Here is a 1,932-nt window from a genome sequence, read left to right as displayed (position 1 = left end):
GATGTCGCCGGACATTACAGCCAAACGAATCCTGTCTTTACACTATAAAGCGATACGACAAGCGCTATATTTGCCTTATGGGGTCGAGTTTAGAGTGCATTTGCGTAGTATGTTGGATCGGATAGGTGTGTTGAATACCAAGTTGGTACAGTCTGATGTACTGAAGCAAAAAATCAATTTGGCGTTGATTGAGTCCAGTGCAGTGATTGATTTGACCCGAGTACAAGAATTAATGGATCAGTTATCAGGCTATACAACCCTTACTAGACATTTACAAAAATTACAAAGCCAAATAGATGTATTTTTTCAGGCCAAGGAGCGACATACGGCTGACTCAAAGTGTAGGCAAGACATTTTAGATCAAATTCAGGATATTCAAGCCGAATTGGTACAGATTGATGATTTGAGCATTGCACGTCGTTTGCAGGTTTCTCTAAATAATATTCAAAGTAGTTTGTGTCATGCGACATGGGATGAAATGCCCCAAGTCGGTTTGTTGGGAGCATAACGATGGGTGAACTCAATATCTATGGCGTATATGTCCCTGTTTTGGTCGTTCAGGCACTTTTGGCCTACATCGGTTTAAGGCTACTCATGCGGGTGACTGACCCTTGGGTTGATAAAGGTTGGATTTTTTTACCCAGTATTTTTTATTTATGTCTATATATCACGCTGCTAGGCATAGTCCATTGGGGTTTTATCGTGCGCTTTTCTTAAGCACACATTTGATTGAAATGAATGAGGTAAAATGAACATGGCATCCTTTGATTGGCGTAAAGTCAGCCGACCCTTAACTTTAGTTATCATCGTGGTTGTTGCGATTTTGGTAATCGTTCATCTTTGGCACTACTACAATGCTGAGCCGTGGACACGTGATGGGCGGATTCGAGGTGATGTGATTCAAGTCTCTTCAGATGTTTCAGGCTTAGTCACTGAGGTTTTGGTGCGTGACAATCAAACGGTAAGAAAAGGGCAAGTGCTGTTTAAAATTGACATAGCACGTCAAGCTTTGGATGTCGAACAAGCCAAATCAGACTTAGCTAAAGCCAAAGCCAGTTTGGCTTCTGCTGAAGCAGAATTGTTTCAAAGCAAAGCCAACTGGGTCAAGTCACAGGCCAATAGCCTTTTGGCTGATAAAAATGCAGATCGCTATGCTAATTTGATGGAGGGTGCGATTTCAAAACAAGAACAAGATCAGATGTTTGCTGTACGAGATCAATCACATGCCGAACAGGAGCAAATGCAAGCCGCAATTCAGCAAGCCAAAGCCAATATTGCCCAGCAGCAGGCACTCATTGACGTTGCAACCAGTAATTTACATTTGGCGGAATTAAACTTGAACCGTTCCGAAGTAGTAGCACCTGCCGATGGCACATTGTCTAACTTTGAGATGAAAGCAGGCAACTATGTCAAAGTGGGTCAAGCGGTAGCGGCGTTGTTGGATCGTTCACAACTTTATGTGGTGGGCTATTTTGAAGAAACCAAGTTAAATAAAATTTATCTCGGTGCTCCCGCAACCATTCAGTTGATGGGTGATTCGGGAAGTTTAAAAGGTCATGTGCAGGGCATTGCCTCAGGCATTGAAGATCGTGAACGAACATCCAGTACAGGTCTACTGGCAAATGTAAATCCAACTTTTAGTTGGGTGCGTTTAGCGCAACGCGTTCCTGTAAAAATTGCATTAGATGAAATTCCAAAGAATGAATTGGCATTTGTTGCGGGGCGAACTGTGACAGTACATATTATCGAGAAGAGCCACTAAATTGGTCTTTCTTCATCTCTTAAAAAAGCATCCTTATTGGATGCTTTTTTAAGATGATTCGCTATGTTTCGATAGACTTTGAACTAAGGAGTAAGTCCTTTGGGTTCACGATACCAACTTTCAATAAATAATGCAGCGGCAAGGCTATCTGCAGAGAGATTTTTCCCTCT

The 1,932-nt window shown here is 42.1% G+C and carries 3 protein-coding genes and 1 pseudogene; 3 read left to right on the top strand and 1 reads right to left on the bottom strand.

Annotated elements, in window-relative coordinates:
• The 3 genes from B4F08_RS09740 to B4F08_RS09730 form a co-directional block, all read left to right on the top strand.
• On the top strand, positions 1 to 508 hold a 508-nt coding region (locus B4F08_RS09740; protein ID WP_414632474.1), incomplete at its 5' end, for an FUSC family protein.
• 2 nt (positions 509 to 510) lie between these two features.
• Complete coding sequence (locus B4F08_RS09735; protein WP_086209705.1) at positions 511 to 717, top strand: DUF1656 domain-containing protein; 207 nt, start codon at positions 511 to 513, stop codon at positions 715 to 717.
• Positions 718 to 754: 37 nt separating this feature from the next.
• Positions 755 to 1,762, top strand: coding sequence for an HlyD family secretion protein (locus B4F08_RS09730; RefSeq protein WP_291374262.1), 1,008 nt, complete (start codon positions 755 to 757; stop codon positions 1,760 to 1,762).
• Between the two features lie 83 nt (positions 1,763 to 1,845).
• On the opposite strand, the pseudogene B4F08_RS09725 reads toward B4F08_RS09730, so the two are convergent.
• A pseudogene (locus tag B4F08_RS09725) lies at positions 1,846 to 1,932 on the bottom strand (Holliday junction resolvase RuvX); the annotation flags it as partial.

It is taken from the genome of Acinetobacter sp. UBA6720 (assembly GCF_002454215.1).
Lineage (GTDB): Bacteria > Pseudomonadota > Gammaproteobacteria > Pseudomonadales > Moraxellaceae > Acinetobacter.
Note: the sequence above shows the minus strand (reverse complement) of the source record. Positions and strands in the feature narration are given on the sequence as shown.